20 protein-coding genes, 1 pseudogene and 1 riboswitch are annotated in these 22,648 nt (G+C 74.4%); of the genes and pseudogenes, 9 read left to right on the forward strand and 12 right to left on the reverse strand.

Annotated features, from left to right (window positions below; translation table 11 throughout):
• The first annotated feature begins 3 nt into the window (after positions 1 to 3).
• The 3 genes from GA0070613_RS11265 (at position 4) to GA0070613_RS11275 (ending at position 2,657) form a co-directional block, all read left to right on the forward strand.
• Positions 4 to 252 (forward strand): gas vesicle protein, encoded by a 249-nt coding sequence (locus GA0070613_RS11265; protein ID WP_172875791.1) that lies wholly within the window; start codon positions 4 to 6, stop codon positions 250 to 252.
• The gene (locus GA0070613_RS11270; RefSeq protein WP_089012240.1) at positions 249 to 614 is read left to right on the forward strand and encodes a gas vesicle protein K; all 366 of its coding nucleotides are present in this window, start codon (positions 249 to 251) and stop codon (positions 612 to 614) included. The genes GA0070613_RS11265 and GA0070613_RS11270 overlap by 4 nt, the downstream gene beginning before the upstream one ends.
• A gap of 198 nt (positions 615 to 812) precedes the next feature.
• Positions 813 to 2,657 (forward strand): cell wall-binding repeat-containing protein, encoded by a 1,845-nt coding sequence (locus GA0070613_RS11275; protein WP_089012241.1) that lies wholly within the window; start codon positions 813 to 815, stop codon positions 2,655 to 2,657.
• Between the two features lie 59 nt (positions 2,658 to 2,716).
• On the opposite strand, the gene GA0070613_RS11280 is transcribed toward GA0070613_RS11275, so the two are convergent.
• The 7 genes from GA0070613_RS11280 to GA0070613_RS11310 all read right to left on the reverse strand — a co-directional run bounded on the left by GA0070613_RS11280 (position 2,717) and on the right by GA0070613_RS11310 (position 10,868).
• The gene (locus tag GA0070613_RS11280; protein WP_089012242.1) at positions 2,717 to 4,990 is read right to left on the reverse strand and encodes an AAA family ATPase; all 2,274 of its coding nucleotides are present in this window, start codon (positions 4,988 to 4,990) and stop codon (positions 2,717 to 2,719) included.
• A gap of 61 nt (positions 4,991 to 5,051) precedes the next feature.
• Positions 5,052 to 5,525: a hypothetical protein gene (locus GA0070613_RS11285; protein WP_089015895.1), complete on the reverse strand. Its 474-nt coding sequence runs from the start codon at positions 5,523 to 5,525 to the stop codon at positions 5,052 to 5,054.
• 45 nt (positions 5,526 to 5,570) lie between these two features.
• Positions 5,571 to 6,323, reverse strand: coding sequence for a GTP-binding protein (locus GA0070613_RS11290; RefSeq protein ID WP_089012243.1), 753 nt, complete (start codon positions 6,321 to 6,323; stop codon positions 5,571 to 5,573).
• The gene (locus GA0070613_RS11295; protein ID WP_089012244.1) at positions 6,310 to 6,795 is read right to left on the reverse strand and encodes a DUF742 domain-containing protein; all 486 of its coding nucleotides are present in this window, start codon (positions 6,793 to 6,795) and stop codon (positions 6,310 to 6,312) included. Before GA0070613_RS11295 ends, GA0070613_RS11290 begins: the two co-directional genes overlap by 14 nt.
• On the reverse strand, positions 6,792 to 7,256 hold the full coding sequence (locus GA0070613_RS11300; protein WP_089012245.1) for a roadblock/LC7 domain-containing protein: 465 nt from the start codon (positions 7,254 to 7,256) through the stop codon (positions 6,792 to 6,794). Before GA0070613_RS11300 ends, GA0070613_RS11295 begins: the two co-directional genes overlap by 4 nt.
• Positions 7,253 to 9,706, reverse strand: coding sequence for a sensor histidine kinase (locus tag GA0070613_RS11305; protein ID WP_089012246.1), 2,454 nt, complete (start codon positions 9,704 to 9,706; stop codon positions 7,253 to 7,255). The genes GA0070613_RS11300 and GA0070613_RS11305 overlap by 4 nt, the downstream gene beginning before the upstream one ends.
• A complete protein-coding gene (locus GA0070613_RS11310) occupies positions 9,693 to 10,868 on the reverse strand; it encodes a hypothetical protein (protein WP_089012247.1) in 1,176 nt (391 codons plus the stop codon). Before GA0070613_RS11310 ends, GA0070613_RS11305 begins: the two co-directional genes overlap by 14 nt.
• Before the next feature lie 373 nt (positions 10,869 to 11,241).
• Here GA0070613_RS11310 and GA0070613_RS11315 point away from each other — a divergent pair, with 373 nt between their 5' ends.
• Together GA0070613_RS11315 and GA0070613_RS11320 are read left to right on the forward strand one after the other, a co-directional pair.
• Positions 11,242 to 14,109 (forward strand): alpha/beta fold hydrolase, encoded by a 2,868-nt coding sequence (locus GA0070613_RS11315; protein WP_089012248.1) that lies wholly within the window; start codon positions 11,242 to 11,244, stop codon positions 14,107 to 14,109.
• On the forward strand, positions 14,109 to 15,011 hold the full coding sequence (locus GA0070613_RS11320) for an ABC transporter permease (RefSeq protein WP_089012249.1): 903 nt from the start codon (positions 14,109 to 14,111) through the stop codon (positions 15,009 to 15,011). Before GA0070613_RS11315 ends, GA0070613_RS11320 begins: the two co-directional genes overlap by 1 nt.
• Here GA0070613_RS11320 and GA0070613_RS11325 read toward each other — a convergent pair.
• The 3 genes and pseudogenes from GA0070613_RS11325 to GA0070613_RS11335 form a co-directional block, all read right to left on the reverse strand.
• Positions 15,001 to 15,285 carry a hypothetical protein gene (locus tag GA0070613_RS11325; RefSeq protein WP_408630999.1) on the reverse strand — a complete coding sequence of 95 codons (285 nt, stop codon included), beginning with the start codon at positions 15,283 to 15,285 and terminating at the stop codon, positions 15,001 to 15,003. The genes GA0070613_RS11320 and GA0070613_RS11325 overlap by 11 nt on opposite strands.
• Positions 15,273 to 15,341 (reverse strand): annotated as a pseudogene (locus tag GA0070613_RS33370) (DivIVA domain-containing protein); the annotation flags it as partial. The gene GA0070613_RS11325 and the pseudogene GA0070613_RS33370, both read right to left, overlap by 13 nt.
• Positions 15,338 to 15,652 carry an ArsR/SmtB family transcription factor gene (locus tag GA0070613_RS11335; RefSeq protein ID WP_172875792.1) on the reverse strand — a complete coding sequence of 105 codons (315 nt, stop codon included), beginning with the start codon at positions 15,650 to 15,652 and terminating at the stop codon, positions 15,338 to 15,340. The pseudogene GA0070613_RS33370 and the gene GA0070613_RS11335, both read right to left, overlap by 4 nt.
• 90 nt (positions 15,653 to 15,742) lie before the next feature.
• Here GA0070613_RS11335 and GA0070613_RS11340 point away from each other — a divergent pair, with 90 nt between their 5' ends.
• The 3 genes from GA0070613_RS11340 (at position 15,743) to GA0070613_RS11350 (ending at position 19,640) form a co-directional block, all read left to right on the forward strand.
• Positions 15,743 to 16,708 (forward strand): DMT family transporter, encoded by a 966-nt coding sequence (locus GA0070613_RS11340; RefSeq protein WP_089012252.1) that lies wholly within the window; start codon positions 15,743 to 15,745, stop codon positions 16,706 to 16,708.
• 169 nt (positions 16,709 to 16,877) lie between these two features.
• Positions 16,878 to 17,011: riboswitch (SAM riboswitch) on the forward strand.
• A gap of 12 nt (positions 17,012 to 17,023) precedes the next feature.
• Positions 17,024 to 18,313 carry a threonine synthase gene (thrC, locus tag GA0070613_RS11345; RefSeq protein ID WP_089012253.1) on the forward strand — a complete coding sequence of 430 codons (1,290 nt, stop codon included), beginning with the start codon at positions 17,024 to 17,026 and terminating at the stop codon, positions 18,311 to 18,313.
• A gap of 307 nt (positions 18,314 to 18,620) precedes the next feature.
• The gene (locus tag GA0070613_RS11350) at positions 18,621 to 19,640 is read left to right on the forward strand and encodes a GNAT family N-acetyltransferase (RefSeq protein WP_089012254.1); all 1,020 of its coding nucleotides are present in this window, start codon (positions 18,621 to 18,623) and stop codon (positions 19,638 to 19,640) included.
• Here GA0070613_RS11350 and GA0070613_RS11355 read toward each other — a convergent pair.
• Positions 19,630 to 20,091: a hypothetical protein gene (locus tag GA0070613_RS11355; RefSeq protein ID WP_089012255.1), complete on the reverse strand. Its 462-nt coding sequence runs from the start codon at positions 20,089 to 20,091 to the stop codon at positions 19,630 to 19,632. The genes GA0070613_RS11350 and GA0070613_RS11355 overlap by 11 nt on opposite strands.
• 137 nt (positions 20,092 to 20,228) lie before the next feature.
• Between GA0070613_RS11355 and paaN the strand changes: the two genes are divergently transcribed.
• Positions 20,229 to 21,902, forward strand: coding sequence for a phenylacetic acid degradation protein PaaN (gene paaN / locus GA0070613_RS11360; RefSeq protein ID WP_172875793.1), 1,674 nt, complete (start codon positions 20,229 to 20,231; stop codon positions 21,900 to 21,902).
• Positions 21,903 to 21,947: 45 nt separating this feature from the next.
• Here the strand turns inward: paaN and GA0070613_RS11365 are convergent, their stop codons facing one another.
• The gene (locus GA0070613_RS11365) at positions 21,948 to 22,478 is read right to left on the reverse strand and encodes a GNAT family N-acetyltransferase (RefSeq protein ID WP_231929752.1); all 531 of its coding nucleotides are present in this window, start codon (positions 22,476 to 22,478) and stop codon (positions 21,948 to 21,950) included.
• Positions 22,479 to 22,648 lie beyond the last annotated feature (170 nt).

The raw sequence follows: 22,648 nt of genomic DNA on the forward strand, positions 1-22,648 counted from the left end.
GGCATGGCGGTGACCTCACTCGCCCCCAGCAGCGCCGACGACCCGCTGGCCTACCGGCCGGTGGCGCTGGTCGACCTGCTTGACCGGGTGCTCGGCACCGGCGTGGTGATCAGCGGCGACATCACGCTGGCGATCGCGGACATCGACCTGGTCCGGATCTCGTTGCGCGCCCTGATCGCCTCGGTCGGCGCGCTCGCCCCGCCCGAGCTGCCCGCCGTCGACGCCGGCGCGTCCGCCGTGGAGGTGCGATGACCGGGCCGGATCAGGGCCGGGACGAGGCGGCGGAACTGGCGGCGGCGCTGGGGGAGCCACGGTGGGAGGCGCCCCGGGTCCGCCCACTGGACCGCCGGCTCGCCGTGGACTCCGACTCGGTCGAGCGTGGCCTGGCCAGCCTGGTGCTCACCGTGGTCGAGCTGCTGCGGCAGCTCATGGAACGGCAGGCGCTGCGCCGGGTCGACCTCGGCGACCTCACCGAAGAGCAGGTCGAACGGGTCGGTGCCACGCTGATGGCGCTGGAGGAGCAGATGACCCAGCTCCGCGAGTACTTCGGCCTCGCCCCCGAGGACCTCAACCTCGACCTCGGCCCGCTCGGCCCCCTGCTGCCCACCGATTGATCGTCCGATCAGCCAGCCCCGCTTCCGCCGCCCGTACGGCGGATCGGGGCAGCGGGCGCCGCTCGGACGCGCCTAAAGTGATCTCCACCCGTCACCGTCGCCCGACCGTCGTCGGCGCGATCGGCCGTGACGACATCCCCTTGGAGCTTTCCCTTGGCCCTTACCGGTCTCGGTCGCCGTTGTTCCACGGGCGCGACGGTGCTGGCCGTCGCGGCCGCCGCAGTCGTCGTCGGCGCCGGCAGGGCGCACGCCACCCATCAGGCGACCAACTACGCCCTCACTGCCAGCAACGGCACCAACACAATCAGCTGGGGCGCCGCCTCGCAGCTCACCGACCCGGACCACACCATCACCGACGCCGCCTGGTCGCCGGACGGCAGCCGGGCGGTCTTCGTCACCGGAGACGGCGGCATCGGCACTATCCGATGGAGTGGCAGCGGCACCTTCATGCCGATCGCCGACCCGGAGCCTGGCGTGCGCCGAGCCGGCCCGAAGTGGGTCGGCAACGGCACCACCATCGTCTGGGCGGCGAAGTCGGCCACCGGCCGGTGGCGCATCGAGCAGACGGTCAGCGGCTACGGCGGCGCGATCACCACCGTTTCCCCCGACGACGGCTACCACTACCTCGACGTGGACACCAACGACTTCAGTCGGATCGTGGTGGAGCGGCAGGCCGACGACGGGGCGGGCAACCCGGTCGGGCCCTCCGAGATCGGCTATCTCGACGACGGGGCCTGGACGCGGATCACCACCGACGCGGCCAGCCCCGCGCTGGCACCCATCGGGAACCGGGTGGCCTTCGTGCGCGGCGGCCAGATCTGGGCGTGCGACTTCAGCGGCGGCAACCTGGTGCAGCTGACCGCCAACGCGACCACGCACACCGATCCGGCCTATTCGCCCGACGCCCGCCTGGTGGCCTTCGGGCAGGACGGCCGCGTCGCGGAGGCGGCGTGGGACGGCAGCAACGCGGACAATCCGTCCGTGCCGCCGTGGCTGTCTGGGTTGTCCGGGGTGCCGGCGTACCGGCCCGACAAGATCGAGCGGGTGGTCCGGCTCGCCGGCGAGGACCGGTTCACCACGGCGCGGGCCATCTCCCAGTCGCACTGGGCCACCATCGACCTCGCCGACGACCGGCGGATCCGGGCGAACGCGGTGGTGGTGACCCGTTCGGACACGTTCGCCGATGCCCTCGCCGGCTCCGCGCTCGCCGCCGCGAAGCAGGGTCCGCTGCTCATGAACCCGCCCGACCGGATCGACTCGTGGAACCTCGCGGAGATCGCCCGCGTGCTGCCCAGGGGCGGCACCGTCTACCTGCTCGGCAGTGAGGCCGCCCTCGGCCCGGACGTCGAGGACAACATCGTGGCGTGGGGCTTCAAGGTGGTGCGGCTCGCCGGACCCGACCGCTTCGCCACGGCGGTCGAGATCGCCAAGGCCATCGACCCGACCCCCGACCTCGTCCTCGCGGCCACCGGGATGAACTTCCCCGACGCGCTCGCCGCCGGCGCCGCCGCCGGCTCCCGGAACCTCCCCGGCCGCGACTCCTCGGCGGTGGTGGTCCTCACCAACGACGGCAAGCTGCCGCCCGCGACGAAGAGCTTCCTCGACGGTCTCCCGGACACCTCGGAGATCGTCGGCGTCGGCCGCCAGGGCGCCGAGGCGACCAGCGGGTACGGGTCGATCCCGCTCTACGGCGCGGACCGGTACGACACCGCCCGCGCGCTCGCCCGGACGTACTTCCAGCCGGGGACGCGGCTCGGCCTGGCCACCGGCACCAACTGGCCGGACGCCCTGGCCGGCGGGGCCCTGATGGGGACGATCGACGGCCCACTGCTGCTAACCCCGGGGACCGCGGCCGCCCTCGCCCCACAGGCGCGGGAGATCGCGGAACAGCGGAGCGGCTCGGTGCACACGGGCGTGGTGTTCGGCTCGGCGGCGGTGGTGACGGACTCGCAGGCCGCCCAGTTCGCTTATGCGTACGGCGGTGCCAATATCTGGCGGCGGATGGTCAACCCGTACGACGTCGGGATCTCCCCGACCACCTGAGCGACCGCCCGGCTGGCATGGGTGCCGGGGTAGACCCGTCACCCCATGCCGGCCCGGCGTCAGCGCGCCGCCTGCTTGTCCGCGTACGCCTCCAGCCAGGCGACCTGGGCGGGGTCGAGGGAGGGGCGGACCCGGGTGCGGGCGGTCGCCACGTGCGCGGCGGTGACCGTGGAGGCGGCCAGCGACTCGCGCATCGCGGCCAGGGCCGCCTCGCGGACCAGGGCGGCGCAGTCGGCCGCCGAGAAGCCGGCCAGCTCCTCGCCCAGCGCGGCCAGGTGCACGTCCGGGGCGAGCGGCACGTTCCGGGACGAGGCCCGGAGGATCTCCGCCCGGGCCGGGCCGTCCGGCGGCGGCACGTAGACCAGCCGTTCCAGCCGGCCGGGGCGGAGCAGCGCCGGGTCGACCAGGTCCGGCCGGTTGGTCGCGCCGACCACCACCACGTTGCGCAGCGCCTCCACCCCGTCCAGCTCGGTGAGCAGGGCGGCGACCACCCGGTCCGTGGTGCCGCCGTCGGTGGCCTGGCCGCGGACCGGGGCGAGCGCGTCCACCTCGTCCAGGAAGATCAGCGTCGGCGCCGCCTCGCGGGCCCGCCGGAACAGCTCCCGGACCGCGCGTTCGCTCTCGCCCACCCACTTGGAGAGCAGCTCCGCGCCCTTCACGGAGAGCACGTTCGCCCGACCCGAGCCGGCCAGCGCGGTGACCAGGTACGTCTTGCCGCAGCCCGGCGGACCGTAGAGCAGCACCCCGCGCGGCGGCGTCACGCCCAGCCGGGCGAAGGTGTCCGGGTAGGTCAGTGGCCAGAGCACCGACTCGGTCAGCGTCTCCTTCACCTCGACCAGATCGCCGACGTCGTCGAGGGTGACCGAGGCCAGCTCCAGGGTGGATGCGGCCATCGTGGTCGGCCGGACCACCTCCAGCGCGGCGGTGAAGTCGGCCATCGCCACCGTCGGCGTCTCGGCCGCCTTCTGCCGCAGCGCGGCGCGCACCCCGGCCTCGCGGACCAGCGCCGCCAGGTCGGCCGCGACGAACCCGGGGGTACGCCCCGCCACCTCGTCCAGCCGGACGTCCTCGGCGAGCGGCACCTGCCGGGTCAGCACGGTGAGCTGCTCCCGGCGCAGCGCCTGGTCGGGCAGGGGAACGGTGATCCGCAGGGAGAGCAGGTCCGGGGCGCGCAGGGCCGGGTCCACCGCCTCCGGCCGGCTGGTGGTGCAGACGACGGCCGCACCGGCCCGGACGGTCTCGGCGAGCACCTGCCGGAACACCGTCGCCAGCGGCCCGGGGCCGTCGGCCGGGGCGACCGCCTCCACGTCGGTGACCAGCAGGACGGCCGGTCCGTGGTCGCGTACCGCCGCGGCGGCCTCGCGCAGCCGGCGGGCCGCCGCGTCGTTGCTCAGCGCGGCCACCTCCGGCGCCCAGACCGGGCAGACCCGGGCGCGGACCCGGGCGGCGACCGCGCGGACCAGGGCGGCCTTGCCGGACCCGGCCGGCCCGCTGACCAGTACGCCGAGCGAGACGGTGGTGCCCAGACGGCCGAGCACCTCCCGGTGGTGGAAGCCGAGGTCGAGCAGCTCGGTCAGCTCCTCGGCCTGCGCCCGCAGCCCGGGCAGTTCGTCGACGCTCGGTGCCTCCTCCGCCCCGACCAGCTCCGGCGCCCCGGCGGGACCCGACGGCGGCGCGCCGCCGGCCCGGTCACCGGGCGGCGGTGAGTCGGTGAGCCGGCCGGTGCGGTCCTGGCCGACCGGGCCGGACCCGCGGGTGGCCGGGCCGTGCTCCCAGCCGACCACGCTGTCCATCGTCACCAGCGCGCCGGCGTACGGCTCGACGGCGGTCACGGTCAGCAAAGTGCTGGTCCAGGCGTAGCCGACCGTGTTGGCCAGGCTGCGCCGGGCCGCCTCGACCAGGCTGCGGACCGAGGCGTCGGGGAGCACGTCCTGCGGCAGCAGCGAGACGTCGTCCCCGGCGGTCACCACCTTGCCGAGCAGGGCGAGGCGCAGCATCTCCGGGGAGACCGCGGCGACGATCTCCACGGGGCCGGTCAGGGTGACCCGCCCGGCAGGGGTCACCGGCAGCGGGCTCACCGTCACCTGCCCGCCGTCCCGGACGCCGAGGTTGCCCAGCAGCAGGTCGTCGGCGTACAGCAGGGCGGTGCTCGCGGCCGGCCCGGCCGGCGCGGCGATGCCGGCGGTGACCCGCCGGCCGGCCAGCCGGACCGGGTCTCCGGGGCGTAGCGCCAGCGCGGTCAGCACCTCGGGGTGCAGGCGGACGACGCCGCGGCGGGCGTCCAGTGCCGCCGGCCGCAGGCTCGCGGTCAGGGTCAGGTCGGGTTCCGCCACCGCCCGACAGTAGCCGCCGGCACCACGTTCCTGCCGGACGGTGCGCGCGCGGCGGCGGGCGTCAGCCCGGCCCGCTGTCCTCCAGCAGCGACGGGTCGCGCCGGATCATCTCGGCCAGCCGGGCCGCCGCGTCCGTGCTCAGCCCGTCCTGCCCGGGGGCCGGCACGGTCTTCGCCGACATCGGCCAGACCGGCGGCGGCGCGGCCGTCGGCTCCGCGCCGACCGTCACGTCCGGCCCGGCCCAGGAGACCCGCAGCGGGTACGCCTGCCCGTCGTGCTCCACGCGCAGGGCGACGATCAGTCCGGGGTGCTCGGCGACCACCCGCCGTACCGCCTCGGCCACCTCCTCCACCGGGTCCCGGTCGACCGGGCCGGTCCCGCCCCGCAGCCGGTACGCGCCGTGCCCGTCCCGGGGTGACTCGGCCGGCCGGGGCTCCTCCACGGCGGCCTCCTCGTCCGGACGGCCCGCGCGGCGCCGCAGCGCCTCCTCGCGGCGGGCCAGGCGGGCGAGTGTCTCGTCCAGATCACCTCTCATCACGTCCACCCCTTTTCGATGAAACGGGTCGAACCGACGGTCGGTTCAGGCACCCTTCTCCCGGGTCGCGCGATCCAGCGCGCGGTCCAGGACGACCAGCAGGGCGTCCCGTACCGAGAGCCGGTCCCGGGCGTCGAACCGCACCAGCGGAACGTGGTCGCCGATCGCCAGCGCCCACCGGATCGAGGCCAGGTCGTGCGCGAGCCGCCCGTCGAAGGCGTTCACCCCGACCACGAAGGGCAGCCCGGCGCGCTCGAAGAAGTCGACCGCGGGGTAGCAGTCGTCCAGCCGGCCGCTGTCCACCACCACGAGCGCGCCGAGCGCGCCCCGGGCCAGGTCGTCCCACATGAAGCCGAACCGCGCCTGCCCCGGCGTGCCGAAGAGGTAGAGCTTGAGGCTGCGGTCGATGGTCACGCAGCCGAAGTCCATCGCCACCGTGGTGGTGGTCTTGTCGGAGCGTACGCCGGGGTCGTCGACGCCGATGCCGGCGCTGGTCATCTCCGCCTCGGTGCTCAGCGGGGCGATCTCGGAGATCGCGCCCACCGTGGTGGTCTTGCCCACGCCGAACCCGCCGGCGATCAGGACCTTCACCGGGATGGGCGGCCGGGTGGCCGGGACGGCCGCGGTCGCCCGGGCCGGTGCCGCCGGTGGCCGGTACGGCGGCGGCGCGGGCTGTGGGGCCGGCGGCACGGTCCGGCCGGCGGCCGCGGCGGGCCCCGCCGGTGTGCCGTACCGGGCGGCGGCGCTGTTGGCGGCGAGCCCGCCGGTCGCGGCGGCGGGCCATTCAGGAGATCGCACGGAGTCCGTCAATCAGTCGCCGGATGATGTCGGGGTCGAGGGCTCCGGCGCCGCCCACGTGCACGTCGAGGTGGCCGGCGGCCCGCAGGTCACCGACCAGCACCCGGGTCACGCCGAAGTGCATCCGCGTCCGGGCGGAGATCTCGGCGACCGAGATCGGGTCGGCGCAGAGCGCCACGATGGCCTGGAGCTCCGGGGTGAGCCGGGACGACACCGCCCACGACCCGCTCGCCGGCCGGGCGGTCACCTGGGTCTCCAGCCCGATCGCCGGGTCGGCGCCGGCCACCCGCCCGGCGGTCAGCACGAACGGACGCGGCCCCGCCGGCTCTCCGGCGTCCCCCTCGGCCTCGTCGCCGGGGTACGGCGGGGCCGAGGGCGCCGGCTCGCCGGCCGGGGACGGCGACCGCAGGTAGGGACGGATCCGGACGTCAGGTTCCGGATCTGGTTCCTCGCCTGCCACCTCCGGGGTCATTGCTGCACGGCGTTCTTCAGCTCGGCGATGAGCCGTGGGCTCAGGGCGCCGCCGGCCCGGCCGGCGAAGAGGGTCATCTCGTACGCCACCGTGCCGAGGTTGGCCGACCGGTCGGCGACCACGCCGAGCACCGAGCCGCTGCTGATCGCGCTGATCAGCAGGTAGCCCTCGGCCATGTCGACGATCACCCGGTTCAAACCGCCGAGCGCGTACCAGCTGGCCGCGCCCCCGGCCAGGCTGGTCATTCCGGAGACCACGGCGGCGAGCCGTTCGGCGTTGGACCGGTCCTTGATGGCGGACATCGCCATCAGCAGCCCGTCCGAGGAGACCGCGATCGCCTCCATCACGCCGGCCGTGCTGGAGGTGAACGAGTCGAGGAGCCAGTTGAAGGTGCGGGCCTCCGGGCTGAGTTCCCCGCTGTGTTGGTGGTCGACGTTGTCATGCAGGAAGGGACTGGTCACCGTGATGATCCCTCTTCGTGGCGGTGGTGGTCTGGACCGACTTCGCGCAGCGCGCGGGCGACGCCCGCCTCGAACTCGGTGATGAGGTGGCGGACCTCGGCCGGGTCTCCGGGGTGCTGGCTGGCGACTGGCGCCTGGGACGGGGCGACGGCCAGGTTCGCCCCGGGTACCCGCCGGCTCAGCCGGGGCCGGACAGGGGTGGGCTCGACCGGGGCGGCGCTCCGCTCGGCCGCCGCGGCGGTCACCTCCGGGGCGGCGGCGAAACCGGTGCCCACGAAGGGCCCGGTGGCGAGCGGGGGTGCGGCGAGCGGGGGTGCGGCGAGCGGGGGTGCGGCGAGCGGGGGTGCGGGCGGTGGGCGATCGCTCGGCGGAGCCACCCCTTCGACCGGCTCGGTCGCGGCGTCGAAGGCGTTCCACGACTCCGCGGTCTCCAGGCTGCGGGTGGCCCGGCTGAGCAGCACCGGGTCGAAGCCCGGGTGGTCCTCGACCGCCGCCGGGACTCCGGCGGCGGTGAGTGCCCGACCCGGGCGGGCCGGTGCGCGGAGCCCCCGCCGGTCCCGGGGCGGCACGGTGGCCCGGGCGACCGTGGCGCCGGCCCGCTCTGGCCGCCGGATCAACAGCAGCGCGGCGGGGATCTCCAGCCGGGCGGTCGTCCCGCCGCCCGCGGTCGGGGCGAGGTCCACCGTCCAGCCGTGCCGGCGGGCCAGCCGGCCGACCACGAATAGCCCGAGCACCTCGGTCGGGGCCAGGTCGAGCCGTTCCCGCCGGGTGAGCCGGGCGTTCTCCTCGGCGAGCCGCTCCTCGGTCATGCCGATGCCCCGGTCCACCACGATCAGCCGCGCACCGCCGTCGGTCAGTTCGCCGCCCACCACCACCCGGGTGTGCGGCGGGGAGAAGACGGTGGCGTTCTCCATCAGCTCGGCCAGCGCGAGCACCAGGTCGCCGACGGTGGCGGGCGCCGCCGACACTCCCGGCGGGACCTGCACGTCGATCCGGGTGTAGTCCTCGATCTCGCCGAGCGCCAACCGGACCACGTCGGCGAGCTGCACCGGGGCGACGTGCTCGTCGGTGCCGGCCGCGCCGGAGAGCACCACCAGGCTGCCGGCGTTGCGGCGCAGCCGGCTGGTGATGTGGTCGAGCCGGTACAGGTGCTCCAGCCGTCCCGGGTCGGTCTCCTGCCGTTCCAGGCGGTCGATCAGCGCGATCTGCCGACCGACCAGGTTCTCCGTACGCCGGCCGACGTGGCCGAACATCTGCGCCACGTTGCGCCGGCCGGCCACCTGCCGTTCGACCAGCCGGGCCGCGGTGCTCTGCACCTGTTCGAAGGCGCGGGCCAGGTCGCCGATCTCGTCCCGGGACCGGACGCCGACCGGGTCGAGCCGGACCGGTTGGGCGGCCTCCGACTCGTCGTCGACCACCCGGACCAGCTCGGCCTCGGCGACCCGGGCGACCCGGTCGGCGGAGCGGGTGAGGCGGGTCAACGGCCGGGCCACCGTCCGTGCGACGGCCATGCTGAGCAGCACCACGACCAGCAGGATCAGGGTGGCCGCCCCGCCGACCAGCCAGGCCGCAGTGAGCGCGTCCCGCTGGTCGGTGCTGGTCTCGGCGATGACGTCCGCGACGATCTTCTTCTCCACGAACTGGCCGAGGGTGATCATCGAGCGGACCGAGGGGAAGAGCGCGTCCAGCGGCACCGCGGCGATCGCCGCGACCGGGTCCTTCGCGCTGTCGGTCTGGAACGTCGGGCTGGTCCGGGCCGCCACCGCCGCGTCGTCGAGCTGCGCCAGCTTGTACTGCTCCGCGGTGATCAGGCCGCGGAACCGCTGGTTGTCCACCTGGAGCGCGGCCATGCAGGCGATGTAGGCGGCCGCCACCCTCGGGTCGCCGGTCGTTTTCACCAGCACGATCAGGGTGGCGCAGGCGCCCAGCGCCTCGTCGGTGCGGAGCAGGGCGTCCAGCGCCAGCACCTGCCGCCCGGCCGAGGTGCTGGTGTCCACCTGAAACGGCAGCCGCAGCGCCTCGATCAGCGCCATGTCGACCGGCCCGAAGGCGTCCATGATCTGCGTCGGCGTCGCCTTCCCGGCCAGCACGGCGGTGCGCAGGTCGGCCAGCCTGCGTAGGCCGTCGAGGGCGGCGGCGACCCGGTCCGGGAGGCGGTCCGCCCGCAGGTCGGCGACCCGGTCGTCGACGGCCGCCGACTTCTGGATCAGCTCCGTCCGGGTCACCCGACCGAGCAGCAGCCCGACCGAGAGCAACCGCTCCTGCTGGAGGTCCTGGACGAGGCTGCCGATCCGGCTCACGACCCGGACGGTGGCGGCGGTGTCGCCGGCCCGCTGGGCGGCGGCCACCCGGTCGAGCACCACCGGCACGGCCAGCCCGACCATGCTGAGCAGCGGGATGATCACCAGCAGGGCGAGCTTGCCCCGGATCCGGAGCCTACCGAGCAGCATCGAAGGGCTCCCACCGCTCGGGTTCGCCGGGCCGGGCGGACCCGACCGGTTGGAGTTGACGCGCCTCGGCCGGCGGCTGCCACGCCGCCGGCAGCGCGCCCGAGTCCTCCCGCGCCGGCCGCTCGTCGGGGGCGCGCCGGCGGGTCCGCCGGGACTCGCCGACCAGCACCACGGCCACGACGACGACCAGCAGGACGGCGAGCGCGGCGGCGACGACGGCCAGCAGGCGGTCCCGGTCGAGCCGGTCGATCCGCTCCCGCAGCAGGGCGTCGAGCTGGTCCAGGATGATCGGCTGTAGCTGCTTGGCGGCGGACTGCGCGTTGAGCCGGGCGGCGGCCACCTGGGCGGGGTCGGTCGGCCCGGTGCCCGCCGTGCCGGCCGGCGCGGAGAGCGCGGCGAGCGCCTCGACAGAGCGCTGGTAGGTGTCCAGCGGGGTGAGCACGTTCGGTCCGAGGTCGGTGCTCTCGGAGTTGGCCACCGCGGCCCGCAGGTCGGCGACCAGGTCGGTGGCCGGTCCGAGGGCGGCCACCCGGAGGGCGGCCAGTTCGGCGAGGGTCTTCGGGCGTTCGGCGGCCGGGCGCTGCGCGGCCAGGGCGGTCAGGTCGGCGAGCCGGCCGGCCGCGACCATCGCCTCGGGCAGGTCGCCGCCGATGCCGTCCTGGAGGAAGAAGGAGTCGGACTGCGGGTCGCGGATCAGCCCCGAGCTGTCCCGGATCTTCCGGTTCAGGGCGAGCAGCAGGTCGGTGACCTCCCCGTACGCGGCGAAGGCCCCGGCGGGATCGGTGAGCCCCCGGTCGGGCAGCGCCTCCAGCTTGGCGCGCAGTCCGGACCAGCGCTTGCGGCTGCGCAACTCGTCCCCGATCGCGCTGTCGACGGCGGCCGCCTGCTCGACCGCGGTGGTCAGCGTGTCCCGGGAGACCGGTCGACCGGCGACCGCGGCGGCCTGGGCGTCCACCAGCGCGTCGGTGACCGGGCCGAGGGCGCGCAGGTACTGCACGCCGAGCCGTTCCCGGGTCGCCAGGTCGCGGTCGTCCCCGGTCAGCCGGTGCGTCTGGGCGAGGAGCAGTCCCACCGGGGCCAGCAGGGCCGCCACGAGCAGCAGGGGCAGGACACGGCCCGGTACGGAGGGCCGGCGACGGACCCGCGGCGCGGGGACGGTCATGGTCTGTCTCCTCGGGCGACGGCGGGGGACTCCTCCGGTGGCGGGGCCGCCGACGCAGTCCCGTGCACCGGACCGGAAAACTAGTCGACCCGCGCGGGGCGGGACCGCCGTCGCTGAGTCAGCTTTGCGTCACTTCGAGCGATGTCACGTCTCGTTGGCCTTGTCGGCACACAGCGTTTCGCGGGCCGTGCGTCATGGACCCATCGGAGGCGGTTTATGTGCCTACATGTGAATTCACGTGATCCGAAGTCATCTCGCTGGGATGTTCTGGACGTTGCGCGGTCGATCGGACTCGCGCGCCGATCGGAGCAACCGGACGGACGTACGGCGGATCTCAGGCAACGCTCAGGGTCCGGGCCGTACCGTGTGCCGCATGAGATCACCGCTGTCGGCCGCGCGGGTCCGGCGTGCTCTGGCCACCCGCCGACGCCGCGTCGTGGCCGCGTCGGTGGTGGTCGTCCTGGCGGCCGCCGTGGTCTGGGCGGCCCGGCCGGAGCGGCCCGCCTTTCGGACCGAGTCGGCGACGGTGACCGTCCGGTCCGGACCGTCCGGCGACCAGCCGGTCGACCTGGACACCACGCTCTACCTGCCCGAGAACGCCTCCGCCCACCGGAAGGTGCCGGCGGTGCTGCTGGCGCACGGCTTCGGCGGCACCAAGGAGTCCGTCCGCTCCGACGCCGAGGACCTGGTCGAGCGCGGGTACGCGGTGCTGACCTGGACCGCGCGGGGCTTCGGCCGCAGCGGCGGCGAGATCCACCTGGACAGCCCGGACTACGAGGTGCGGGACGCGCAACGCCTGCTCGACCGGCTCGCCGCCCGGCCGGAGATCCGTACCGACGCCGCCGGTGACCCCCGGGTCGGCGTGGTCGGCGGCTCGTACGGCGGCGGCCTGGCCCTGCTGCTCGCCGCCCAGGACCCCCGGGTCGACGCGATCGTCCCGATGATCACCTGGAACGACCTGTCCCGTGCCTTCCTGCCGGAGAGCACCGGGAAGGCGCCCACCGAGGGCGTGTTCAAGAAGGGCTGGGCCGGCATCTTCTTCGGTGGCGGGGGCTCCACCGGCTCGGGACCGGCCGGCGTCTCCGGCGCCACCGCCGCCCAGCCGGAGGGGGCACCGGCGTCGGCCGGCGCGCCCAGCCCGCAGCCCGGCGCGGGCCCCGGCACCGGTCCCGGGCGCGCACCGGCCGGCGCCGCCGATCCGTCCTGCGGCCGGTTCGCCGCCGACGTCTGCGCCGCGTACCTGCGGATCGCCACCACCGGCCGGGCCGACGCCGAGGCGGTGGACCTGCTGCGCCGCTCCTCCCCGGCCGGCGTGCTCGACCGGGTCAAGGCGCCCACCCTGCTGGTGCAGGGGGAGGCGGACACCCTCTTCCCGCTCGGCGAGGCGGACGCCAACGCGCGGGGAATCGCCGCCACCGGCACCCCGGTGCGGGTCGCCTGGTTCACCGGCGGCCACGACGGCGGCGCGGGGCCGACCAGCGATTCCGACCGGGTGAAGTTCCTGACCGCGCAGTGGCTCGACCACTACGTCAAGGGGGAGGGCGCGGCGCCGGGCGAGGGCTTCACCTTCTCCCGGATCGCCGGCTTCGACGCGCTGGACCGGGGTCTGGTGGCCACCGGCTACCGCACCGCCGACTACCCGGGGGTGACCGGAGACGCCCGTCGCGAGGTCGCGGTCACCGGCCCGACCCAGCAGATCGCCAACCCGCCGAACGGCAATCCGGCCGCGATCTCCGCGGTGCCGTTCGCCGGGGCGCTGGGCTCGCTGCTGGACGGGGTGGCCGGCGACATCCCCGGCCAGCACACCCGGTTCGAGTCCGCGCCGCTGGACGAGGCGGTGGACGTGGTCGGCTCGCCGACGGTCCGGATCCGGGCGGCGTCGCCGACCGGCGAGGCGGTGCTCTTCGTCAAGCTCTACGACGTCGACCCGAACGGCGCCGCCACGCTGCCCGACGGCCTGGTCGCCCCGGTCCGCCTCACCGGCCTGCCGAAGACCGTCGACGCGGCCCAGCCGGTCACGGTCACGCTGCCGGCGATCGTCCGCCGGGTCGAGGCCGGGCACCGGCTGCGGGTCGTCGTGGCGACCTCCGACCAGGCGTACGCCACGCCGCCCGAGCCGACGGTCTACACGGTCGCCCCCGGCGGCGGCGCGCTGAGCCTGCCGACCGTCGACGGCGAGCCGATCCCCACCACCGCCACGGTCTGGCGCTGGATCCTGGTCGGGCTGCTCGCCGCGATCGCGGTCGGGCTCGTCGTGGTCGTCCTGGTCGCCCGCCGTCGGCACCGCCGCCAGGACAGCTCCGTCCACCCGGAGTACGCGGGCATCCCGCTCGCCGTCCGCCAGCTCCGCAAGGAGTACGCGGACGGCTTCGTCGCGGTCTCCAACGTGGACTTCGAGGTGCACCCCGGCCAGGTGGTCGGCCTGCTCGGCCCGAACGGCGCCGGCAAGACCACCACCCTGCGGGTGCTGATGGGCCTGACCCAGCCGACGGCCGGGGAGATCTACGTCTTCGGGCACCGGCTGGTGCCCGGCTCGCCGGTGCTCTCCCGGATCGGCGCGCTGGTGGAGGGGCCCGGCTTCCTGCCGCACCTGTCCGGCCTGGAGAACCTGAAGGCGTACTGGCGGGCGACCGGGCGGCCCTGGGACGACGCGCACTTCGACGAGGCGCTGGAGATCGCCGGCCTGGGCTCCTCGGTGCACCGGCGGACCAAGAACTACAGCCACGGCATGCGCCAGCGGCTGGCCATCGCGCAGGCCATGCTCGGCCTGCCGGAGCTGCTGGTGCTGGACGAGCCGACCGACGGGCTGGACCCGCCGCAGATCGCCGAGATGCGCCGGGTGCTCCAGCGGTACGCCACCGACGGCCGCGCGGTGCTGGTCTCCAGCCACCTGCTGGCCGAGGTGGAGCAGACCTGCACCCACGCGGTGGTGGTGAACAAGGGCCGGATCGTGGCGTCCGGCCCGGTGGAGGAGATCGTCGGCGACTCGCCGAGCGTGCTGTTCGAGGTGACCGACCCGGACGCCGCCCGCACGGTGCTGGACCGGCTGCACGGGGTCCGGGTGCTGCCCGACGGCGACGGCGGGCTGGTGGTGGACACCAACGGCACCGCGCGCAGCGAGGTGGTGGCGGAGCTGGTCCGGGCCGGCATCGGGGTGGACCGGGTGGTGCCCCGGCGCCGCCTGGAGGACGCGTTCCTCGCCCTGGTCGGCGAGAACTCTCGGGGAAGCGGGGACCGGTGATGGCAGGCTCTTCGGTCGGGTCGCGGGACGCGGCGGGCGCGGTCGGTCCGGGCGGGGCGGCGGCGGGCTACCGGCCGTCGGCCACCCTGCCGTTCGCGGCGGAGTTCCGCCGGCAGGCGTCGCGGCGGCGTACCCAGCTGGCGCTCGGGTTCATGGTGCTGCTGCCGTTGATCATCCTGGTCGCGTTCCAGTTCGACTCCGGTGGCGACGAGAACAACGGGCGGAACGAGTTCGGCAGCCTGGTCGACCTGGCCACCTCGGGCGGGCTCAACTTCACCCTCTTCTCGATCTTCGTGTCGGCGTCGTTCCTGCTGGTCGTGGTGGTGGCGCTGTTCTGCGGGGACACGGTGGCCAGCGAGGCGAGCTGGGGCAGCCTGCGCTACCTGCTGGCCGTCCCGGTGCCCCGGGCCCGGCTGCTCACCGTGAAGCTGCTGATCGCGCTCGCGTACTCGGCGCTGGCCCTGCTGCTGCTCGCGGGCACGGCGCTGCTCGCCGGCACCCTCCGGTACGGCTGGTCGCCGCTGCGCAGCCAGGTCTCCGCCGAGCTGGCGCCCGGCGAGGGGCTGCTGCGGCTGCTGGCGGTGCTCGGCTACCTGGCGGTTGTCCTGCTGGTGGTGGCCGGGCTGGCGTTCCTGCTCTCGGTGACCACGGACGCCGCGCTCGGCGCGGTCGGCGGCGCGGTGCTGCTCTGGATCCTTTCCAGCATCCTGGACCAGATCACCGCGCTCGGCGGCCTGCGCGCCTTCCTGCCGACCCACTTCAGCAGTGCCTGGCTGGGGCTGCTATCCACGCCGGTGCAGACCGACGACGTGGTCCGGGGCGCCATCTCGGCGATCGGCTACGCCACCCTCTTCTGGGGGCTGGCCTTCTGGCGCTTCACCCGCAAGGACGTCACGAGCTGACCATTTCTTCACCGAATTTCGGCATGCAGGCGCCGGGGTGGTCGGTGGGCAGGGCGCACCGGCCGTCGCCGGGTAGTCGGGCGTCGCACCAGATGCGGGTACGCACGAACTGGCGGTCCTCTTCGCTGAGAGTGGTCTCGCCGAAGTCGATGACGGTGACGTGGCCGAGCGAGTCACGCAGCGATCCGGCCAAGGTCCGGAAGCAGGCGGTCGAGTTCGTCGTGCCACCAGGTCGAGGTACTTGTGGACCTGGCCGGGGTCGTAGCCCCGCCAGCGGCTGTCGAAGCCGGCGGCGCGGACCAAATGCGGGTGCAGGCGTTCCCCAGTCACGCAGGTCGGGAGCGGGTGGGTGCGGTGAGGACCGCATCGAGCAGGCCGGGGTAGAGGCGGTCCAGTTCGTCGCGGCGCAGCCGGACGTACCGGCTGGTGCCGGCGACCCGGGTCCGCGTCAGGCCGGCCTCGCGCAGCACCTTGAGGTGGTGGCTCCGGGTGGCCTTGGAGACCCCAAGCTCGAAGGTGCCGCAGACGTGGTCGCCGCCGGCGGCCAGGACGCGCACGATCCGCAGCCGTACGTCGTCGGCCAGCGCCGCGAGCACGGCGGTGACCGGTACGTCGCGCAGTTCAGGTTCGTGCAGCTCCATGTGACCAGTGTAACCGTTGTTCGACATTCGTCGAACAAGCTCCTAAAGTCGGTGCCGTTGGTTCGACGATATTCGAACATAGGAGCTGCGATGCGCTCTCGTCACGCCGCCTTCCTCCCGCTCTTCGCGGTGCTCAGCTGGGGTGTCATGTTCCCGGTCCTGGCCAGCGCCCTCGCCCGGGTCGACGCGCTGAACCTCACCACCGCCCGGTACGTCCTCGCGACCGCCGTCCTGCTCGCCCTGCTGCTGGCCCGGGAGGGCCTGGCCGCCCTGCGCTCCGGCGGCCGGGCGGTCGAGGTGGTGGCGCTCGGCGTGCTCGGCTTCGCCGGGTTCAACGTGCTGACCAACCTGGCGCTCGGGCACGCCGCCCCGCAGCAGATCGCCCTCTTCGTCGCCACCACCCCGCTGGTCACCCAGCTGGTCCGCTGGGTCCGGGACGGCGTACGCCCCCGCCCGGTGCTGCTCGGGTTCTCGCTGCTCGCCCTCGTCGGCGTCGGTCTGGTGATCACCCGCGGCCGGCTCGACGGGCTGGGCCAGTTCGGCGTCGGCGGACTGCTGATGATCGGCGCGGTGCTCGGCTGGGCCGTCTACACCCACGGCGCGAGCCGGTTCACCGGCTGGTCCCCGCTGCGCTACACCACGCTCACCGCGGTCGCCGGGACCGCCGCGATGCTCGCCGCCAGCCTCGCCGCCGACCTCGCCGGCTGGCAGCACCTGCCGGCCGCCGCCGACCTCGTCGCGGTCGCCCCGCAGCTGGCGTACGCCGTGCTCGTCGCCGCTGTCCTCGCGGTACTCGCCTGGAACACCGGGGTGCAGCGGCTCGGCGCGGCCGACGCCGCCCTGTTCATGAACCTGGTCCCGGTGACCACCTTCGTGGTGCAGACCGCCCGGGGCTACCGGCCCGGCGCGGTGGAACTGGTCGGCGCGACCCTGACCATCGCCGCCCTGGTCGCCGCCAACCTGGCCACCCGCTCCCGCGCCGCCACCGTGCCTGCCCCCGTGGCGGTCACCGACCGGCCGGCCGTCGTCGAGCCGATCGCCGTGGTGGCGCGCTGAGGTAAGCAGAGCTTCGAGTTCGGGGAAGTGGGGGCCTCCGGCGGCGGAGGAGCCCCACTTCCCGGAAGTCGTGCGGATCTTGGCGCTGGTGAGCGGGGGTGGCTCACAGCGTGGGAAGCAGGCTCGGCAGGCGCGGCGCACGCGCATAGACTCGACGGCACAACTGCATACCTCATCCAGAGGGGCTGAGGGATACGGCCCGACGACGCCCCGGCAACCACCCGCGCGCTCGACGACGAGCGAGAAGCGGGCAGGTGCCAATTCCGTCCCCGCCGCAGGGTGCGATGCGGGGAAAGATGAGAGGAACTCCTCGACATGACGTCGACGCTTCCCGCCGCTTCCGGCATCGACACCACCCTCAGCCCGGCCCGCGCCCTGGTCTGTCGCGCCTGTTCCGCGCGCTACCCGCTGGCCGCCCAGCACGCCTGCTACGAGTGTTTCGGCCCGCTGGAGGTCGACTACGACGCCGCCGCGCTCGCCGCCGTCACCCGCGAGCAGATCGAGGCCGGCCCGAAGAACCTCTGGCGGTACGCTGCCCTGCTCCCCGCCGGCCAGGACCCGGCCACCCGGGTGACCGTGGACCCGGGGCTCACCCCGCTGGTCGCCGCCCCGCACCTCGCCGCGGAGCTGGGCGTCACCGCCCCGCTCTGGGTCAAGGACGACAGCGCCAACCCCACCCACTCGTTCAAGGACCGGGTGGTGTCGGTGGCGCTGACCGTCGCCCGGGCGCTCGGCTTCACCCGGTTCGCCTGCGCCTCCACCGGCAACCTGGCCAACTCGGTGGCCGCGCACGCCGCCCGGGCCGGGGCGCCGTCGGTGGTCTTCATCCCCAGCGACCTGGAGCAGGGCAAGGTGGTGACCACCGCCGTCTACGGCGGCGAGCTGGTCGCCGTCGACGGCTCGTACGACGACGTGAACCGGCTCTGCGGGGAGCTGGTGGAGACCGACGAGTTCGAGGACACCGCGTTCGTCAACGTCAACGTCCGGCCGTACTACGCGGAGGGGTCGAAGACCCTCGGGTACGAGGTGGTCGAGCAGCTCGGCTGGCGAATCCCCGCCCAGGTGGTGATCCCGATGGCCAGCGGCGAACTCCTCACCAAGATCGACAAGGCGTTCTCCGAGCTGGTCGAGATCGGCCTGGTCGAGGCGCCGGCCGGCGGCTGGAAGGTCTTCGGCGCCCAGTCGGCCGGCTGCAACCCGATCGCCACCGCGCTGCACGCCGACAGCGACGCCATCACCCCGGTCAAGCCGACCGGCATCGCCAAGTCGCTGAACATCGGCGATCCGGCCGCCGGCCTCTACGCCCTGGAGGCCGTCCGGCGCACCGGCGGCTGGATGGAGTACGCCGACGACGACGAGATCCGCGCCGGCATCCGGCTGCTCGCCCGGACCACCGGCGTCTTCGCCGAGACCGCCGGCGGGGTGACCGTCGCGGTGCTGCGCAAGCTGGTCGAGTCCGGCCGGCTCGACCCCACGGCGGAGACGGTCGTCTTCAACACCGGCGAGGGCCTGAAGACCATCGACGCCGTCGCCGCCGAGGTCGGCCCCACCCACCGCATCAAGCCCTCCCTCCGCGCCGCCCGCGACGCCGGTCTCCTCGCCTGACCCCCACCCCACCCGTCCGGCCGTCGTGGCCGGGCGGGGGACGGGCGGATCGCCCGGACGGGGGATCGGGCGGATCCGCCGGGTAACTGGCTTTTCGCTGTGAGTGTAGGAAACCCGCCGCTAAGGACTTGACGGCAGGATTGGGACGGCGCAAGATGCTCCGTGCGGGAGGGCGTTTCGCCGGAGACTTTGTTCTTTCGACCCAGCGCCAGCGGCGTTGTGCGATCGTCCCTCCCGACCAACGTCGCGATCGGGGCCAGCGTAATTCGCTGGCCCCGATCGCCCTTTCCGGCGCACCCTCGCAGGCATGGGCATCACGATCGCGCCGTTCGACGCCGCCGACCAGGCCGCGATCGACGAGGCGTACCGGATCGGGGCGGCGGCCAACGAGGCGGACCTGCCGGACTTCCCGCCGTTCTGCCGGCAGCGCTTCGACGCCGCGATCCGACATCCGATGCCGGGCAACGCGCCGCGCTGGGCGCTGGCCCGGCTCGACGGTGTGCCGGCCGGCTACCTGGTGCTGGACCTGCCGCAACTCGACAACACCGACAACTCGACCGCCGACCTGGTCGTGCATCCGGCGTACCGGCGGCGGGGCGTCGGCCGGGCCCTGCACGAGCACTGCCTGCGGCTGCTGGGTGAGCACGGCCGCAAGCGGGTGATGGGGATGGCGGTCTCGGCGCTGCCCGGGGGCGTCGCCCGACCGGAGGCCGGCGGCGCCTTCGCCGCCACGATGGGCGCCCGCCCGGTGCTCGCCGAGGTGCGCCGCCGGCTGGCGACCGGCCGGCTCGACCACGCCGCGCTCGACGCCCTGGCCGCCGACGCCCGGGCGCACGCCACCGGCTACCGCACCGTCCGCTGGCAGGGCGACACCCCCGAGGAGTACGCCGCCGACGTGGCCTACCTCGACGGCCGGCTGATGACCGACGCGCCGCTGGGCGAACTGGAATGGGAGCCGGAGCAGGTGGACGTCGCTCGGTTGCGGGGCACCGAACGGGCGCTGGACGCCCGGGGCCGCCGGCGCTACCACCATGCGGCCGTGCACGCCGCGACCGGCCGGGTGGTCGCCTGGACCCTGATCGACCTGGGTCCGAGCGCCGACTGGCACGCGTTCCAGCAGATCACCATCGTCGACCCGGCGCACCGGGGGCACCGGCTCGGCCTGCTCACCAAGGTGGAGAACCTGCGCTGGGTGCTCGGCCACGAGCCGGCGCTGCGGGTGATCGACACCTGGAACGCCGCCGAGAACCGACACATGATCACGATCAACGAGCAGCTCGGGTTCCGCCCGGTCGACGCCTGGACGGACTGGCAGCTCACTCTCTGAGCCCGCCGTCGACGTTGCCGGCCGGGTGCAGTCGCCGCACCAGCTCCTCGACCGCCCGGTCGAAGTCGGTGTCTGGCGCGAACTGGTGCCCGCCGATCTTCGGCGGCACGTACATCGCGGTGAGGGTCGCGGCGAGCAGTCGGCACAGCGCCTTGCCGACCAGGCCGGTGCGGCGGCCGGGCGGCAGCATCCAGATGGCGATGTTGGCGAGCATGAAGGGCAGGAGCAGGACCAGCGAGAAGGTCCGGGTCGCGGTTCCGCCGGCGAGCCGGCTCCAGCTGTACGCCTCCAACGTGGCGCCTCCGGCGCCGTGCGGGTCCCCGAAACCGGGGCGTACCTGGTAGAAGCCGGCGTCCCGGTCGCCGGCCACCCGGCTCACGATCGGCCGATCCAGCATCGCCTCGGGGCCGCGATCGGCGACCCCGTGCACCCTGATCTCGGTGGTTCCCACCCGCGGCCGTCCCCCTCCTTCCGTCGGCCGCGCGGTTACCCGGACCCGGCCCGACCATTCCGCGGAGCGGCAGGCGAGGATCCGACTTGTGACACGCCCCTACTGATCTGGTGGCTTGCTGTTGCATGATGGCGGGCATGACGGAGACCCCGCACCCCCTGTACGACAGGCACGCCGACACCCTGAACCGGGCGCTGACCGCGATCACGGAGCGCGGGTACTGGTCCGCCTACCCTGAGTCGCCGAGCCCCCGGGTGTACGGCGAGACCGCCGCCGCCGACGGGAAGGCCGCCTTCGAGGCGTACCTGAACGGCGACTTCCCCCTCGACCAGCCGGGCGACGGCGACACCGTCGCCACCGAGGCCAGCCCGTTCGGGCTGGAGCTGGACGTGCGCTACCCGCACGCCCACGCCGACCAGCTGGTGGGCGCCGCGACGGTCGCGCTCCCGGCCTGGCGGGACGCCGGTCCGCAGGCCCGGGTGGGCGTCTGCCTGGAGATCCTGGACCGGCTGCACAAGCACATCTTCGAGCTGGCCAACGCGGTGCAGTTCACCAGCGGCCAGGCCTTCGTGATGGCCTTCCAGGCCGGTGGCGCGCACGCGCTGGACCGGGCGCTGGAGGCGGTCGCCTACGCGTACGCCGAGATGACCCGGCACCCGGGCACGGCCGGCTGGGAGAAGGCCGCCGGCAAGGGCGACCCGCTGCGGATGACCAAGACCTTCCACGTGGTGCCGCGGGGCGTGGCGCTGGTGATCGGCTGCAACACCTTCCCGACCTGGAACTCGTACCCGGGGCTCTTCGCCTCCCTGGTCACCGGCAACCCGGTGGTCGTGAAGCCGCACCCGCGCGCCGTCCTGCCGCTCGCCATCACGGTGAAGTACGCCCGCGAGGTGCTCGCCGAGGCCGGCTTCGACCCGAACCTGGTGCTGCTCGCCCCCGAGGCGCCGGGCGAGCAGCTCGCCTCGACCCTGGCCCTGCACCCGGCCGTGAAGATCGTCGACTTCACCGGCTCCACCGAGTACGGCGACTGGCTGGAGGCGAACGCCCGGCAGGCCGCCGTCTACACCGAGAAGGCCGGCCTGAACACGGTGGTGATCGACTCCACCGACGACTTCGCCGGGCTGTGCCGCAACCTGGGCTTCACGCTGACCCTGTACAGCGGCCAGATGTGCACCACCTCGCAGAACCTGCTGATCCCCCGGGACGGCATCGCCACCGACCAGGGGCACAAGAGCTTCGACGAGGTGGCGGCGGGTATCGCCGCGACGGTCGGCAAGCTCACCGCCGACCCGGCCCGCGGCGTCGAGCTGACCGGCGCGATCGTCAACGACGGCGTGCTGGCGCGCCTCGACGAGGTCACCAAGGTCGGCGAGCCGGTGCTGGAGTCGCGTACCGTCGAGCACCCCTCCTTCCCCGGCGCGGTGGTCCGGACGCCGACCATCGTCAAGCTGGCCGCCGACGACACCGCGACCTACTCGCGGGAGTGGTTCGGGCCGATCTCGTTCGCTGTCGCCACCGACTCCACCGCGCACAGCCTGGAGATCCTCCGCCGCACGGTGGGGGAGAAGGGCGCGCTGACCGCGGCGGTCTACTCGACCGACGAGGCGGTGCTGGACGCGGCCGAGGCGGCGGCGATCGACGCCGGCGTGCACCTGTCCTGCAACCTGACCGGCGGCGTCTTCGTCAACCAGTCGGCGGCGTTCTCCGACTTCCACGGCAGCGGCGCCAACCCGGCCGCCAACGCCGCGCTGACCGACGGCGCGTACGTGGCGAACCGGTTCCGCATCGTGCAGAGCCGCCGGCACGCCTGACCGGGCGGTACGGCCCGTCCCCGGCCAGGGGACGGGCCGGTCCGCTCAGGCGGGACGGCGCATCTGGAGCTCGCGCAGCGTCGGGATCTTCGGGTGCGGCACCCGCACGCCCGTGTCCACGAAACCCAGCCGCTGGTACGCGCGGTAGGCGCGGTCGTTGCCGACCACCACCTCCAGCATCAGCTCGGGCCGGCCGCACGCGCGGGACCAGGCCGCCACCTCGTCGACCAGGTCGGCGAGCAGTCCGCTGCCCCGCCAGGCCGGGGTGAGGTAGACGGCGTAGATCACGGTGAGGCCGGGCTCGTCCGGGGCGACGGTGCCGCCGGCGTGACCGACGAACCGGCCGCCGGGGTCGGCGACGAACTGGGCGGTCATGCCGCCGTGCGCCACGGCGGCGATCCGGGCCGCGTAGTCGGCGTGCGGGCGGGCGGCGGCCTCCGCCACGGTCTCCAGGAAGGCCAGCGGCGCGTCGGCGAGCATCTCCAGCCGCAGCGCCCGCATCCGGGCGGCGTCCTCCGGGCGGATCCGGCGGACGGTGGCCGTCCGGGCGGCTGTCATGGTCGGCGCGATCGTCATGTCGCATGCATACCGGAGGGACGCCCGTCCATGTCGTGCCGGGCCCGATCCTGGCCGGAATATGCCCGATTTGCGGTCGTGCGCCGTCGTCACGCCTCGTGTAGCGTGCGATTTCGGTCACCGATTCAGCGGCCGTCGCCGATCGCCGAAACGGTGGTCCGGGCGCGGGC

Source organism: Micromonospora inositola (assembly GCF_900090285.1).
In the GTDB taxonomy this organism is placed as follows: Bacteria; Actinomycetota; Actinomycetes; order Mycobacteriales; family Micromonosporaceae; genus Micromonospora; species Micromonospora inositola.